We start from the raw sequence: 14,406 nt of genomic DNA, 5'->3' as shown, positions 1-14,406 counted from the left end.
CCTCCAAGGACCGCAAATGCACATCACCCCAGTTCCGCCATGCCCTGAAACGGATGTCGTCGTCGTCGGCGAGGCCATAATCGACATCATTGATACCGCCGCAGGACCCGTCGAGTTCCCCGGCGGATCGGGTATGAACGTCGCGTTCGGACTCGGCCGGCTAGGCGTCAGCACCGCATTTCTCACCGCCCTGGGCAGGGATGAACGCAGCAAGAGCATCCAACGGCACCTGGGAACCGCGGGCGTACGCCTGCTACCGGGAGCCGAACACCTCAACCGCACATCCACTGCCAGGGCACTTCTGGACAGCAGCGGCTCCGCAGAGTACGAATTCGACTTCGACTGGAACCTCCCCCAAATCAGCCCCACATTCCTCCCGCAGGTGCTGCATACGGGGTCACTGGCCTCCTTCACGGAACCCGGAGCAACCCAAGTCCGGTCCCTGCTGGAACTGTTCTCCCGCCGTTGCTTGATCACGTACGACCCCAACATCCGCCCGACACTGCTCCACAGCCACACTGAAGCGCTCAGGACCTTCGAACACACAGTTGCCCTGGCTACCGTTGTGAAGCTCAGTTCGGACGATGCCCAGTGGCTTTACCCGCGCACGTCTGCTCACGACGTCGCGCGGCGGCTGCTTGATCTCGGGACAGAACTGGCAATCATCACCGATGGCGCATCCGGATCCTATCTGCGGTCGAATGCCGCCGAGATCGAAGTGCCGGCACCACCAGTACTCGTCAAAGATACTGTCGGCGCGGGCGACTCCTACATGTCCTCGCTTATCGCCGGCCTCATCGAGGACCCCGAGGACGGTTTCGGCTATGGCAAACTCACCCGCCTGGGAACAGCCGCCTCGCTCGCTGCGGCCATAACGGTCGGGCGACACGGAGCGAACCCGCCCACGCGGGCGGAACTGATCCGCTCCCTGGAACTGGCCCAGACTTCCCGAAAGAACTCCGATGACTGAAACAACAACACACCCTGCCGGGGGCCGCGCCGCAGAAACCGCCCCCAACATGCGGCCGATACTTCACTACACAGCCAAGAACACGTGGCTGAACGACCCCAACGGGCTCGTATGGCACCAGGGCGTCTACCACCTCTTCTACCAAAACAACCCCTTCGACAACATCTGGGGCAACATGTCCTGGGGACACGCCACCTCAACGGACCTTCTGCACTGGACCGAACACCCGGTTGCCATCGCCTGCGACGAGGAAGAAGACGTCTATTCCGGCAGCATCGTGGCGGACCGCGGCAATACGTCGGGATTCGGCACAGCAGAAGATCCGGCCTTGGTGGCCATCTACACGAGCGCCTTCAAGGAAGGTTCGGTGCACCAAGGGACACAAGCCCAGTCTCTCGCGTTCTCCACGGACGCCGGCATGACGTGGACCAAATACGCAGGCAACCCGGTGCTTGGCCGCGGCTCGGCCCATTTCCGGGATCCCAAGGTGTTCCGCTACGAGGGACCGGCCGGTTCCTGCTGGATCATGGTGGCGGTGGAGGCCCAGCATCAGCAGGTTGTGCTGTACCGCTCGGCCGACCTCAAGGACTGGGATTACCTAAGCACCTTCGGCCCCGCCAACGCCAGCGGTGGCGAATGGGAATGCCCCGACCTCTTCCCGCTGCCCGTCGAAGGAGATGCAGAGAACGTCAAATGGGTCCTGGTGGTAAATATCAACCCGGGTGCCGTGGCCGGCGGCTCCGGAGGGCAATACTTCGTCGGCGACTTCGACGGGGTGCGGTTCACCGCCGACCCTGACTCGCTCGTTCCAGCGGATGCCGACGGGAACGTCGATCTCAGACACTGTCTGTGGCTCGACTGGGGACGTGACTACTACGCCGCCGTCTCCTTTAGCAACGCTCCGGAGAACCGCCGCATCATGATCGGCTGGATGAACAACTGGGACTACGCCAACTCCTTGCCCACGTCTCCGTGGCGCTCCAGTATGTCGCTTGCCCGGGAGGTCGAGCTCGCGATGGTGGACGGCTTGCCGCGCCTGGTGCAGCGCCCTGTGCTGCCGTTGGACTGTGGGGAGCCGGCCCTCACCATCCAGAACATGGAACTTCGCGACTCCCTGCTGCCACTGCCCGACGCGATGCCCGGATCAGCCCAGCTGATCGAGGCCGAGATCCTGCCCGGCACGGCACGGAGCATTGCGTTCAGGCTTCTCGGCGCATCGCGCGGGAGCGCCGCAACGGTTCTCAGCTTCGATGCCGTGACGAGCAGCCTCACCCTGGATCGCCGAAAATCCGGAAACACCGCCTTCCACGGAAAGTTCGCGTCCGCCGACTCGGCACCACTGAAGCTCGACGGCGGCGTGCTTAGGCTAAGGATAATCGTCGACGAGTGCTCTGTGGAGGTCTTCGCCCAAGAGGGCCGGGTTGTTCTGAGCGATCTGGTGTTTCCCCTGTCCGGGAACCTAGGCACCGAGATGCGCGTGGAAGGCGGCACGGCCATGGTGCGGAAACTGGCCGTCACGTCCTTGTCCTAATGACAGCACCCTGCCACAGTGCCCACCAGGTCCTGCCGGAAAGATGGCCAGCCACCGGCGGGGAGCCCACGATTGGTCTATCGGCCGTTATGGAGTTGGAGGCGGCGGGGGTCGGTGCCTTTTTGGGTGATGTCTGAGCCGAAGTCGAGCACTCCTTGATCGACGTAAAATGCTGGTATGGCATCCAAGCTGGCGCCCTACTTGAGCTACGCCGACACCCTTGCCGCAATTGCCTGGCTGGAAGCCATCGGCTCCGTCCGTCCGTCAGGACGGTCCTGACGGTAGGGTGATGCACTCTGAACTGCCGATGGACGAGGTTGCCGTCATGCTCGCGAGCGATGACAGCGACTATGTTGTCGCTCCGCTTGTTGGGAGGTCGACCGGGGCGGGCCTGTATGTCGTTGTTGACGATGTTGATCTGGTCTATGCCGCCGCCGTCAATGCCGGCGATGCGTCGGTTTTCCCGCCCGAGGACACTGATATGACAAAGGAAGAAAGCGGTCCTCGGGCACTATCGCCGATGCGAACAGTGAAACAGCCAGCCAGAAGACTCATTGCCTGACCACGAGTCACCGCCGCCGGGGTCCTTATACGGCGCCACGGACCTGCCAAGATGCGAAGACGCAAGATCGACGCACGAAACTGGACTGCCGCACCCTGGAACTCCTGTTTGATCTTGCATTCGTCGTCTCCATACGCTCGGGCTGCAGATCAACTCACACATCAAGTCGGGACTGTCTGGGACTGTCTGCATAGCGGTGGATCCACGACTATTCGGACACTCCCCCGCCCAACTATGTGGGCGTGAGCCAGAAGATTCCTTTCATGGGCGGGTCTTGAAGGATTCCACTTTGGTGGGGTCTCGTTCAATGACCGGGTCCAGGATGTCATCGATTTTGGCTAGCAGGGCGGGGTCAAGTTTCATCCCGGCTGCGGTGGCGGTGTCGATAAGTTGGTCCGGGCGTGAGGCGCCGACGATGGCGGCCGAGACGTTGGGATTTTGCAGTACCCAGGCGACGGCGAGGGCGGCCATGGACAGGCCGGCGTCCGCGGCGAGTGGTCTGAGCTGCTGGACGCGGGTGAGGATGCCTTCAGCCAGGTAACGGTTATCAGACTTGAGTTTGCCGTTCTCGCCTGTGAAACGGGACGCTGCCGGGGCAGCTTGGCCGGGGACGTATTTTCCGGTCAGCACGCCCTGGGCCATGGGTGACCAGCAGATCTGGCCCAGGCCAAGCTCCTCACAGGTGGGGACGACTTCTCTTTCGATGACCCGCCAGAGCATGGAGTACTGGGGCTGGTTGGAGATCAGGTGAATGCCAAGTTCCCGGGCGAGGGCGGTGCCGGCGCGGATTTCGTCCACGGTCCATTCGGAGACGCCGATATACAGGGCTTTACCTTGACGGACGGCGTCCGCGAAGGCCTGCATGGTTTCTTCCAGCGGCGTCTCGTAGTCGAAGCGGTGGGCCTGATAGAGGTCCACGTAGTCGGTCTGCAGCCGCTTCAGGGAGCCGTTGATGGATTCGATGATGTGCTTGCGGGACAGGCCGCGGTCATTCCGGCCCTCGCCGGTGGGGAAATAGACCTTAGTGAAGACTTCAACGCATTCTCGCCGCACACCGGCTAGAGCTTCACCCAGCGCGTGTTCCGCGCGGGTGCCGGCGTAGGCGTCGGCGGTGTCGAAGGTGGTGATGCCCAGATCCAGGGCCTGCCGGACGCAGGCCGTTGCAGCGTCCTGGTCGATCTGCTCACCGTGGGTGGCCCAGTTCCCATAGGCCAGTTCACTGATGTACATGCCGGAGGAGCCAAGTTTGCGGTATTCCATGCTCGTAGTGCCTTTCGGAGTCAGACGCTGCCGGGGCTGCCGGGCAGGTGGCAGCCCGGGAGATTCTGAAAGTGTCAAAAGATGGGTTGTGCGGCCATGGCTAGGAGGCTGGCTGCAGGTGTGTCCGGAGTTCCTGAAGGGTCGGCGGATTCGCGCCCGGGCGGCGCACGGTGATGGCGGCGGCCATGGAGGCGGTACGTCCCAGCTGCTCCAGAACTGCGGGCGCGAGGCCGTCGGTTCCGCGGGTAAGGAGCCCCAGGATCAGGGCTGCCATGTACGAGTCGCCGGCGCCGATCGTGTCGGCGACACCGGATGTCACTGATGGGATGTTCAGCTGTGTTGCAGTTGTGGCGAGCAGTGAACCTTGTGATCCTTGGGTGATGACTGCCAGGCCGGCACCCAGCCCGAGGAGGTGCGCGGCGGTGTCGGCCAAGTCCTTCCGGGGGTAGAGCCATTGGGCGTCCTCATCGCTGAGTTTGACGACGTCGGTCAGGTGAACCAGGGCTTCGAAGATGGATATGGCCTCGGCGTGGCTGCCGAGGAGCGCGGGCCTGATGTTGGGGTCATAGGTGATCATGCATTCGTGGCGGCACTGTTGCAGGAGGGCTTTGACCGCGTCCGCGCCGGGTGCGAGGAAGGTGGCTATCGAGCCGGTGTGAAGGATTTTCGGAACGTATGCGGGAGCGACCGGTTCCAGGGCCCAGGAAATGTCGAAGTCGTAGCTGGCGGACCCGTCCGGGGCGAGCGTCGCAGTCGCCGAGGCGGTCCGGTCCAGGGAGTTTGAGCCGGGTAGGAGCGTGACGCCGGCACTGTGGAGGTGCCGTTCGATGGCTGCGCCGCGTTCATCGTCGCCGATGGCGGTCAACAGCCCGGTGTTGATGCCGAGCCGTCCAAGCCCATAGGCGACGTTGGCGGGTGAACCGCCTGGGTATTCGCTTGTCCCCTCGGGCGAGGTGACGACGTCGATGAGGGCTTCGCCGACGACGACGACGTCCAGGAACTGCCGGGACGGGCCGGCGGACTCGAGATGGTGCATGTCATGTCTTTCTTCAGGTGGGGTGCTGCCGCCCTCGCGCTGGAGGAGACGGCATTCAAGCTGCCGGCCGTGCTCAGGCCGCGGCGGCCGTTGCCGCTTCCACGGCAGGCTCGGGACCGTTATGCGTATCGGGTGACACTCAGACTATCTAGGGTTGCTGTGCCCCCGGTGGCGTAGAGCGAGACCTCGGTGCTGGTGGCGGCCGGGAAGATCAATTCGGTCAGGGTGACCTGGCCTCCCTGGGCGAAAATCTCGACGGAGCATCGGTCCACGTAGATGGTGAGTTCGTAGGAACCGTCCGTCGCCCGGATCGGGGCGGTGTCGCGTGAGGCGAAGGATTCGTGGAAGTCTGTTTGCCCGGATTCCCTGCGGTCGACGAGGATGAGAGCTTCCGTGGGACGGATGCCGATGCGGGTTCCCTGGGTTCCATCGCCGCGGACTACCAGCCCGAATTCCTCGGCGGTTCCGGGTGTAAGGGTGAGCTCGATGCGTTGGACGCTTCCGGCTGCCCCGTCTAGGGCGTGCTGGCCGGGAGATATCTCAACTGCCGCGAGGCTGAATGACGGGGTCTGCCCAACAAGTGGGGCCAGATCCCCTGCGGCCTGCTGCACTAGATGCCAGTTCCCCTCCACGCTGTTCAGGGACACGTCCCGGACCAGTGACATGGGGCTGCGCCACGGCGAGGTCGGTATCTCGTTGGCGTACTGCCAGTTGTTCATCCAGCCGATCATGAGCCGTCGGCCGTCGGGAGCGTCGCTGAAGGAAACGGCGGCGTAGTAGTCGCGGCCCCAGTCGAGCCATTGGTACTCGCCGAGTCTGTCCGGGTCCTGCAGGCCGTCGGTGACTGTGGTGGCTGAGGTGAACGTGGTCCCGTCGAAGTCTCCGACGAAGTACTGTCCGGCCGAGCCTTTGTTGGGTCCGCCGGGATTGAGGTTTACGGTCAGGACCCATTTGAGATTTTCCGGGTCACCGTCGACCGGCAGCGGGAAGAGGTCCGGGCATTCCCACACGCCGCCGGTCGCGTTCGCGGGGCCGAAGCTGCTCAGCAGTTCCCAGTTCTTGAGGTCGTGGGATTTGTAGAACACGACTTCGAAGTCCTGGGCTTCCACGGCCACCATCACCCAGTAGCTCCCGGCGTCGGATTCGTAGCGGAAGACCTTTGGGTCGCGGAAGTCGGCTGATGCGCGGTTCAGCACGGGATTACCGGGGTGTTTGGTCCAGGTGTAACCGCCGTCCTGGCTGTAGGCCAGGGACTGGGCCTGGATGCCGTGGTGTGCGGAAGCTGTCTTGTAGGCGCTGGTGTAGACGGCGACCAGCGGGGCGGTTGATCCGGTGCCGAATCCGCTGGTGTTGTAACGGTCGAAGACGATGCTGCCGGAGAAAATGTCTTCTTCCTCGTCGCAGGCGATGGCGACGGGGTGCTCGGTCCAGGTTAGAAGGTCCGTGGAGGTGGCGTGCCCCCAGGACATGTTTCCCCAGACGTTGTCCAGCGGGTTGGTCTGGTAGTAGAGGTGGTAGACGCCCTCATGGTGGATCAGGCCGTTGGGATCGTTGAGCCAGGTATTCCGGGCTGCGTAGTGCAGGGCAGGCCGGAAAGTGTCGGCCGTCGTGGCGGTCACGGCAGTCATGAGGGTCGGATCTCGTTTCTGTGCTGGTGCGTGCGGGAATTTCCCGGTGCGGGGTCCCGGGCCGCGGGGCAGGCCGGTATGGTGTCCGGCCTGCCCCGCGGTGTCGGTGGCTAGGAGTTCTTCTTGTAGCGGTCGTAGGCCTGCTGGTAGACCTCGATCATTTTGTCCGCCCCAATGTTCTTGAGCTGGGTGACGTAACCGTCCCATTCCTGCTCGATGCCTCCGGAGACGATCCACTTGGCGATGTTCTGCTTGACCAGGGAGCCGGTGTCGGTCTCGATGCTGGTGATCTGCTGGAGTTCCTCGGTGGACAGGGCCATCGAGGGGTAGCCGTCGTTGCCGGCGAAGGGCTTGTAGTTTTCGTTGACCGTTTTCTGGCGTTCCGCGGCGCGCGGTTCGGGAGCGACGACGGTCTTGAAGTTCTCCGCGGTGTTGGCCTTCGGTCCGCCGGGGGCGACCTTCTGCCGGCGTTCGCCTTCGCTGGTTCCGGCCGGGGCGGGGATCTGGGTCAGCAGCCCGTTGGCGTCCTTTTGAAGGGTTTCGCCGATCGGTCCCCAGTTGGCCTGGGCGGACTGGATGGGGTCGTAGAGGTTGTCGGCCCAGCGCATGGTCGCGGCGGGGTATTTGTCGGCCCGGGTGATGGCGAAGGCGCCTCGGGCGATTTCCTGGTTGTTGGACTGACTGGCGATGCGCTTGCCGTCCACGCCCTGGAGCACGGGCACGAGGGCGTAGTCGTTGGCGCGGTCGGCGCCGACCATTTCGGGGACTTCCCACCAGGCGAAGGAGCCGAGGTTTTCCGTGGCGGCCTTGCCCTTGGCGAGGTAGGCCTTGTCGTCCTGGGAGAAGGATTCCGGATCGATCAGGCCTTCCTGGTACCACTGGTGCAGGGTCTGGATGGCTTTCTTGTAGCCGTCCTGGGTGGGGGTGAAGATGACTTTGTTGTCCTGGACGATGCGGTGGTCCATGTTGTCCGGCACTCCGCCGAGGGCGGCGATCAGGTCCACGATGTCTCCGCACCAGGAACCGGGCATGAAGCTCAGCGGGATGGTCTTGCCGGTTCCGGAGGCGTCCTGGGTTTTGAACGCCAGCAGGGCGTCGTGGAATTCAGCGATGGTCTTGGGCATGGGGATGTTGAGCTTTTTCAGCCATGCGGTGTTGATGGCTATTTCGTTGGGGAACTGGACGAGGCCGAGCTCCTCAATGGAGGGAAGGGAGTAGATGTGCCCGTCCGAGGAGGTGATGGCTGCCTTGATGTCGGGACGGGCCGCGAGCAGCTTGGAGAGGTTGGGCGCGTTCTTCTCAATCAGGTTCTCCAACGGGATCAAGGTGCCGCTGGCGGAGTACGTCGCGATTTCGGCATCCGTCAGGCCCGTGTTGAAGAACGCATCGGGCAGGTCACCGCTGGCCAGGATGAGGTTCTTCTTTTCCTTGAACACGGTCTCGGGCAGGTTCTGCCAGTCGATATGGACGTTGGTGTCCTTTTCCCAGTTCTTCACCACGGTCATGGTGTTGTAGTCCGGCGCCAGTGCCGTCTTGGTTCCGGAGAACTTCAGGGTCAGCTGCTTGCTGACGATCGGGAAGCCTGTTGCCTGGAATCCGAAGTCAGCGGATGCGTCTTTAGTTTCCGGGGAGCCGGACTTTCCGCCGGAACAGGCGGTGAAGGTCATCGTTCCGGCCAAGAGGGCGCCAAGGACGGCGTATTTGCGGCTGATTGCCATGGTCATTCCTATTCTGAGGTGTGGTTTAGCCGCCCCTATGCGAAATGCTCGGGGACGGGTGGTGCACGGGGAGGGTCCCTATTTGACGGCGCCGATCATGGCGCCCTTGGTGAAGTGCTTCTGCATGAATGGCAGGGCAATCATCAGTGGCAGGCTCGAGACGACGATCATGGCGTATTTGGTGAGCTCTGCGATCCTTTGCGCTGCGGCGTAGGACTGGATGTCTCCTCCGGTGGTGCCGGTGGATGAAACATCGGATTGGATGAGGATGTTGCGCAGGACGAGCTGCAGCGGGTATTTGGAGTCGTCGTTCAGGAAGATCAGGGCGTCGAAGAACGAGTTCCACTGGGCCACGACGTGGATCATGATCATGAGCATGATCAGGGGTTTGGACAGCGGCAGGACCATCTTGAAGAAGAACTTGAAGTCCGTGGCGCCGTCCATCTGGGCGGCTTCGCGCAGTTCGTTCGGGATGGTGTGTTCGAAGAAGGACCGGGCGATGATCAGGTTCCAGACCCCGACCGCGCCGGGAAGGACAACGGCCCAGACGCTGTTGAGCATGCCCAGGTCGCGGACGACCAGGTACTTGGTGATGAGTCCGCCGTCGAAGAACATGGTGATGACGAACAGGAGCATCAGGATTTTCCGGCCCGGCATGTCCTTGCGGGACAGTGCGTAGGCTCCGCAAAGGATCGTGGTGACACTGATCGCAGTCCCCAGGACGGTGTAAATGAGGGTGTTGCCCAGACCGTTCCAGATCCGGCTGTCCGCGAAAATCCGCTGGTATCCCTCAAGCGTCACGCCGGAAGGAAAGAGCCAGACCTTGCCCTCGTAGATCGCGTTCGGGTCGCTGACGGACGCGATGACGATGAAGTAGAGGGGGTAGACCACGGCAAGGATGGACAGCAGCAGGATGGCTGTGGCGGTGATGTTGAAGGCGCGGTCACCGTACTTCTCCCGCAGCGTGGGTTTTGGCCTGCGAGGGCTGACAGCCCTGGTAGGGGTATCGATGTTGATGGGGCTGGTTCTTAGGGACATCTCGGCATCACCACAGGGTCGCTTGGTTGGCCCGGCGCGCCACCGTGTTGAAGAAGAGCAGGAGCGCCAGGTTGAGGACGGAGTTGAACAGGCCGATGGCGGCCGAATAGCTGAACTGGGCCTGCTGCAGACCCGCGTGGTAGACGTAGGTCTGGATGATCTCCGAGCTCGAGAGGTTCAGCGGCGTCTGCATCAGCAGCGCCTTCTCGAATCCGACGTTGAGCAGGTTGCCGATGGCGAGGATGAACAGGATCGTTACCACCGGCATGATGCCGGGCAAATCGATATGCCGGATGCGCTGGAGCTTCGAGGCGCCGTCGACTTTGGCCGCGTCATGCAGCGCCGGATCGATGGCCGCCAGGGCGGCCAGATACACGATCATCGAGAATCCGGCGTTCTGCCACACATCCGAGATGACGTAAATGGGACGGAACCATTCCGCCGATCCCATAAAGAAGACCGGCTCACCGCCGGCCAGCTGGATCGCGTTGTTCACCAGGCCCGACCTCGGGGACAGCACGACGAACATGATGCCCACCACCACCACGGTGGAAATGAACGCGGGCGAATACAGCACCGTCTGGGTGAACTTCTTGAACCGCTCGTTCTGGAGCTGATTGACCAGCAACGCCAGGACGATCGGGATCGGAAAAGCCACCAGAAGGCCCAAGACCGCAATCCACAGGGTATTTCCGAGGATCTGGCCGAACTGGTACGAGTTCACGAACCTGATGAAGTGCGTCAGGCCCACCCAGGGGCTGTCTGTGAACCCGTCGGCAGGGTTGTAGTTCTTGAAGGCGATCTGCACGCCATACATCGGCCAGTACTTGAAAACACCGATGTAGATGAGTGCCGGAGCTAGTAATACGTATAACTGCCAGGCTCGGGAAATCCTTTTCAGGCGAAGCGAAAAAGAAATCCTTCGTTGCGGCAGCGGTGCCGCCGACGGACGCCCGCGTCGGGCCGGGATGGTGCGGCTCATGGCATCTCCTTAGGATGTGTCACTGAATTCCGTTCAATCAAAGGGCACTCCATCAGCTCTACCCCGCCATCGGGTTCAGCATCCTGAAGAATCAGTTCAACCGCACGCCTGCCCATGGCGACGAACGGCAATTCAAAGGTGGTCAGGCCCGGCCGCAGGAACGGTGCCAGCGTTGCCTGATTATCGAATCCCACAATGGAAACGTCCCCGGGGATCGACAGACGCAGATCCGACACCGCCTGATAGGCGCCCCAGGCGCTGCGGTCATTCGCACAGAAAATAGCCGTCGGCGGCTTGGCGGCCGTCATCAGCTCCATCGCGTACCGGTAGCCATCCTCCTCCCCACCTCCGCCGAAGCGGACCACCTCCGAATCCAAGTCCAGGCCCGCCTCCTCAAGGGCCATCGTGTAGCCCTCGTAACGGCCGACGGCGGCGGGAAGTCTGCTTTCGAGGGTTTCGATGTTGATCAGGCCTATCCGGCGGTGCCCTGCGTCGAGCAGCCGGCGCGTTGCGGCATAGCCGCCCTTGACCTCGTCCGGGGCGACGCTCGGGAGGCGCCCCGCCCGGTCCTGGGAGTTCAGCACCACCGACCGCACACCCGCCAGGGCCTCCGGGACGTCCAGCTCCCGGTGATACATGGCGGCGTAAACCACCCCGGCCACTTTGTAGGAAAGCATGGCGTCCAAGGAAGCCGCCTCAAGGTCCTTGTCGCCACCGGTGTTCACTGCGAGGAGAAGGAGCCCGTCTTCCCAGGCCCGCTGCTGCGCCCCTTCGATGATGGCCCCGGCAAAGGGAGTTGTCGCTACGGTGTCGCCAATGAAACCGATCATGCCAGCCACGCCATCGCGGAGAACCTTGGCATGAGCGTTGGTACGGTACCCCAGCCGGTCCACGGCGTCACGCACCCGCCGGCGGGTGTCCTCGGAGAACCGCGAGCCGGAAGCCGAATTCAACACCAGTGACACAGTGGCCTGGGAAACGCCGGCAGCAGCCGCGACGTCATGCATCGTCGGTCCTGACTTAGGCCGTGATCCAGCCATGGCACCTCCTCGGGCCTAAGGTAATTTTGGTGGGTTATGCGTATAACTTCTGCTGAACTGTATCGTGCATCACGCCGGCCGTCAACAGGGCGGATAAACGCCCGCGGGCAGGGCCGACAGAGAGCCAGACGCAATCGGATGATCTGCTGCCCAGCCGGAAGGCCGTGCTTGCCCAATCACTGACGGCGCATTCCCAAAGATCAGCTTTCACTGCGAACCTCTGGCATTCCGAGGCTGGTTGGGCCGAGCCGGACGAGTCGGTGTGCGTCGGCCCGTTTGTCCTGGAGGAATTGAAGGGTGAGGTCGATACCTTCGAGCTCGCCGAGCCAGCCTCTTGTTTGGGCGAGCTCGCGTCGGGCGATGAGGTCGGTGTTGATCTCGTCGAGGCGGCCGATCGTGCCAGGGTCCACCTGGAGCAGGGGGCAGCGGATGCAGGCGTGTTCGTGTTCGCAGGGGGTGGCGTAGGGCCGCCCGCAGTTGCCGAGTTCGACTTTGCGCTTATCGAAGTGCTCTTCGAATTCGGCCCATTCCGTGGCGGAAGGGGTCCGGTATTCCCGGGCGGCCCGCGCGGCGCGACGGCCGGCGAGGTGGGTCTGGTAGTGGCGGATGACGTCTTCCTGGAAGACGGTCACGTAGCCGTGCGTCGTCTGCACGTCCAGGTGCCCAAGGAGAGCTGCACCGATGTGGATCGGCAAGCCGTGGTTGACGAGGTCGGTGGCAAACAGGCGGCGGAAGTCGTGCGGGGTAAACCGGCATCCGGCCAGCTCGGGGTGCTCCTGCCAGGGCATCGCTGAGTTTGCCGAGTTCTGCGCGCAACGATCCAGGATGGATAACCTCGGTGCGTTGCCCGATCGTGCGCTGGAACAGAAACGGCTGCGGCTCACTCGTGATGCGCTCGTACGGATCAAAGCGGGTCGCCAGAGGCACGCTGCGCCGGTTCCGGGTGAGGCGGCGGATGGACGCGCCTGCGTGACCTGCTCCGCGAACACCCGAAAGCTCTGCTGCAGGCAGCTGCGCTCTCTGCCCCGGCCGTCGCCTACTACACCTGGGCCACCCTCCTCCCCACCTACGCCAAACTGACCAGCGGCCGGGACCTGGCCTCCACCCTGGCCGGGAGCGTCATCGGACTGGCCTTGCTCGTCGTCATCGTCCCGGTCTGTGGCGCGCTCTCGGATCGACTCGGCCGACGCAAGATCTTCCCCATCATCGGCGCCATCGGCATGATCGTGCTCTTCTACCCCTTGCTCCTGCTGCTGAACCAGCCCGGCTTCGGCGTCTACGTCCTGGTGTCCGCATCCGGATGGGTAGTTCTCGCTATCTGGCAGTCCGTCTACCCGACAATCCAGGCAGAGCTGTTTCCGGCCTCAGTCCGGGTGTCCGGCATCGGCTTCGCGCACCAGATTGTGATCGCCGTCTTCGGTGGCACCGCACCACTGATCGCCGCCGCCTTCGTCGGCGCCGGACACCCCATGTACGTCGCGGTCTACATGATCGCCATTGTCGCCCTCAGTCTCATCGTCTACTTCACGCTCCCAGAGACTGGCAGCCGGGCAGGGCGTGTCACCGTAGCTCCGGCCGACCCCGAGGTACTGGAGGGGGAGCACCTGCTCTCCGAGACCGCACACGGCGGGATCCAGGCCAAGGGTGCCAGGCCGTAGGCGACTTCTCCTCGGACCGATTCTCTGGAACAGCATCAATAAGCGTTAGAGGCTACTCTCCGACGCCACTGTTGGTCTGCTGACCAAATAACGCCCCGCACTAAGGGGATCACCCTCGACCGAGGATCGGTCGAGGGTGATCCCCTTTCCGGCCAAGGCCAACAATGAGCTTGGATATCCTTTAGACAAGCACAGGCGGGTCGGCAGCCGCCTTGAGACTTCTCGACACCCTGAACAGTCGGAGGGCGGCGGATCCTCGGTATCTGGGCGAAGTACACCCCAACCTGATCATTGGTGCGGTCCTGGGCCCGGCCGAACGCAGCTGCGCAGGGCAATGTCCCTCTCGATCACGGCATATGTCATCGCGGTCCTCGTCGCGTTTGTGCCGCCGATCCTGAAGCGCCGGGAACGACGTACCGCCAAGGAGACCGGAGCCCTTCCGGAATTTGAACGTGCATCCGCTTCAGCGACAGACAACGACTAACTCCGAATCCAGGCAGTGGCAGCGGGAGCAACATGCTCCCGCCGCTACCTCGTTTAGGGCCCATCTCCGCCGCCATCGTTGCGACCGACGGGCACTAGTCTCCTGCATCCGCACATCAGGTCCATTTGGAACCCTTGGGGGATAGAAGTGGATGCGGGAACTCCCGTCCGGCGATAATGGAAGTTTTCCCGGGCAGATCGTAATACCCCTTGCATTAGGAAGCAGGGGCGACAAGAGAACCCCCTTAATGAAGGGCCTGACTCGCGTGGACTATGCCCCGGCCCTACGATTGTTGCGCTTCCAGACGGCGTGCCCAGCTGTGGCCAGCGAGGACGCAACGACGTCCGTACTTATGATCGGCGGCAAGTCGGAACCGGAGACCGTCCGTGCTGAAAATAGCGACACGCCTCCGGATGTGAATCGCGGCGGTAAGTGGCAGCTTTCTCGCGGAGCTTTTTGTCACCCTTAACGCTCCTGAGTCCGTCCGTGAATGGTCAAT

13 protein-coding genes are annotated in these 14,406 nt (G+C 62.8%); 5 read left to right on the top strand and 8 right to left on the bottom strand.

Going from position 1 to position 14,406, the window contains the following annotated elements:
• Positions 1-16 precede the first annotated feature (16 nt).
• The 3 genes from ACP4XC_RS09705 to ACP4XC_RS09695 all read left to right on the top strand — a co-directional run bounded on the left by ACP4XC_RS09705 (position 17) and on the right by ACP4XC_RS09695 (position 3,063).
• Positions 17-970, top strand: a complete 954-nt coding sequence (locus ACP4XC_RS09705; RefSeq protein ID WP_427174724.1) for a carbohydrate kinase family protein — start codon at positions 17-19, stop codon at positions 968-970.
• Complete coding sequence (locus ACP4XC_RS09700; RefSeq protein WP_427174723.1) at positions 963-2,501, top strand: glycoside hydrolase family 32 protein; 1,539 nt, start codon at positions 963-965, stop codon at positions 2,499-2,501. Before ACP4XC_RS09705 ends, ACP4XC_RS09700 begins: the two co-directional genes overlap by 8 nt.
• 289 nt (positions 2,502-2,790) lie before the next feature.
• Positions 2,791-3,063 carry a hypothetical protein gene (locus tag ACP4XC_RS09695; protein WP_427174721.1) on the top strand — a complete coding sequence of 91 codons (273 nt, stop codon included), beginning with the start codon at positions 2,791-2,793 and terminating at the stop codon, positions 3,061-3,063.
• A gap of 261 nt (positions 3,064-3,324) precedes the next feature.
• Here ACP4XC_RS09695 and ACP4XC_RS09690 read toward each other — a convergent pair whose 3' ends face one another.
• The 8 genes from ACP4XC_RS09690 to ACP4XC_RS09655 form a co-directional block, all read right to left on the bottom strand.
• Positions 3,325-4,323, bottom strand: coding sequence for an aldo/keto reductase family protein (locus tag ACP4XC_RS09690; RefSeq protein ID WP_427174720.1), 999 nt, complete (start codon positions 4,321-4,323; stop codon positions 3,325-3,327).
• Positions 4,324-4,423: 100 nt separating this feature from the next.
• Positions 4,424-5,359 (bottom strand): carbohydrate kinase family protein, encoded by a 936-nt coding sequence (locus ACP4XC_RS09685; protein WP_427174719.1) that lies wholly within the window; start codon positions 5,357-5,359, stop codon positions 4,424-4,426.
• 119 nt (positions 5,360-5,478) lie between these two features.
• Entirely contained in the window at positions 5,479-6,987 is a 1,509-nt protein-coding gene (locus tag ACP4XC_RS09680; RefSeq protein ID WP_427174718.1) for a glycoside hydrolase family 32 protein, read from the bottom strand.
• Between the two features lie 110 nt (positions 6,988-7,097).
• The gene (locus tag ACP4XC_RS09675; protein ID WP_427174717.1) at positions 7,098-8,705 is read right to left on the bottom strand and encodes an ABC transporter substrate-binding protein; all 1,608 of its coding nucleotides are present in this window, start codon (positions 8,703-8,705) and stop codon (positions 7,098-7,100) included.
• Positions 8,706-8,783: 78 nt separating this feature from the next.
• Positions 8,784-9,743, bottom strand: coding sequence for a carbohydrate ABC transporter permease (locus ACP4XC_RS09670; RefSeq protein ID WP_427174716.1), 960 nt, complete (start codon positions 9,741-9,743; stop codon positions 8,784-8,786).
• Positions 9,744-9,750: 7 nt separating this feature from the next.
• Positions 9,751-10,725 (bottom strand): ABC transporter permease, encoded by a 975-nt coding sequence (locus ACP4XC_RS09665; RefSeq protein WP_427174715.1) that lies wholly within the window; start codon positions 10,723-10,725, stop codon positions 9,751-9,753.
• Positions 10,722-11,765, bottom strand: coding sequence for a LacI family DNA-binding transcriptional regulator (locus tag ACP4XC_RS09660; protein WP_427174714.1), 1,044 nt, complete (start codon positions 11,763-11,765; stop codon positions 10,722-10,724). The genes ACP4XC_RS09665 and ACP4XC_RS09660 overlap by 4 nt, the downstream gene beginning before the upstream one ends.
• 200 nt (positions 11,766-11,965) lie before the next feature.
• Positions 11,966-12,553, bottom strand: coding sequence for a site-specific integrase (locus ACP4XC_RS09655; protein WP_427174713.1), 588 nt, complete (start codon positions 12,551-12,553; stop codon positions 11,966-11,968).
• A 177-nt stretch (positions 12,554-12,730) separates the two neighbouring features.
• Between ACP4XC_RS09655 and ACP4XC_RS09650 the strand changes: the two genes are divergently transcribed.
• Complete coding sequence (locus ACP4XC_RS09650) at positions 12,731-13,423, top strand: MFS transporter (protein ID WP_427175075.1); 693 nt, start codon at positions 12,731-12,733, stop codon at positions 13,421-13,423.
• Between the two features lie 334 nt (positions 13,424-13,757).
• Complete coding sequence (locus ACP4XC_RS09645) at positions 13,758-13,907, top strand: hypothetical protein (protein ID WP_427174712.1); 150 nt, start codon at positions 13,758-13,760, stop codon at positions 13,905-13,907.
• Positions 13,908-14,406 lie beyond the last annotated feature (499 nt).

It is taken from the genome of Arthrobacter sp. 92 (genome assembly GCF_050260325.1).
Lineage (GTDB): Bacteria > Actinomycetota > Actinomycetes > Actinomycetales > Micrococcaceae > Arthrobacter.
The sequence above is the reverse complement of the archived record's forward strand: the minus strand, read 5'-3'. Positions and strand labels throughout refer to the sequence as shown.

Coding starts and splice junctions, on each gene's coding strand:
- ACP4XC_RS09670 (WP_427174716.1), bottom strand. CDS start 9,743: ATGTCCCTAAGAACCAGCCCCATCAACATCGATACCCCTACCAGGGCT.
- ACP4XC_RS09700 (WP_427174723.1), top strand. CDS start 963: ATGACTGAAACAACAACACACCCTGCCGGGGGCCGCGCCGCAGAAACC.
- ACP4XC_RS09675 (WP_427174717.1), bottom strand. CDS start 8,705: ATGGCAATCAGCCGCAAATACGCCGTCCTTGGCGCCCTCTTGGCCGGA.
- ACP4XC_RS09680 (WP_427174718.1), bottom strand. CDS start 6,987: ATGACTGCCGTGACCGCCACGACGGCCGACACTTTCCGGCCTGCCCTG.
- ACP4XC_RS09705 (WP_427174724.1), top strand. CDS start 17: ATGCACATCACCCCAGTTCCGCCATGCCCTGAAACGGATGTCGTCGTC.
- ACP4XC_RS09695 (WP_427174721.1), top strand. CDS start 2,791: ATGCACTCTGAACTGCCGATGGACGAGGTTGCCGTCATGCTCGCGAGC.
- ACP4XC_RS09685 (WP_427174719.1), bottom strand. CDS start 5,359: ATGCACCATCTCGAGTCCGCCGGCCCGTCCCGGCAGTTCCTGGACGTC.
- ACP4XC_RS09690 (WP_427174720.1), bottom strand. CDS start 4,323: ATGGAATACCGCAAACTTGGCTCCTCCGGCATGTACATCAGTGAACTG.
- ACP4XC_RS09665 (WP_427174715.1), bottom strand. CDS start 10,725: ATGAGCCGCACCATCCCGGCCCGACGCGGGCGTCCGTCGGCGGCACCG.
- ACP4XC_RS09655 (WP_427174713.1), bottom strand. CDS start 12,553: ATGCCCTGGCAGGAGCACCCCGAGCTGGCCGGATGCCGGTTTACCCCG.
- ACP4XC_RS09660 (WP_427174714.1), bottom strand. CDS start 11,765: ATGGCTGGATCACGGCCTAAGTCAGGACCGACGATGCATGACGTCGCG.
- ACP4XC_RS09645 (WP_427174712.1), top strand. CDS start 13,758: ATGTCCCTCTCGATCACGGCATATGTCATCGCGGTCCTCGTCGCGTTT.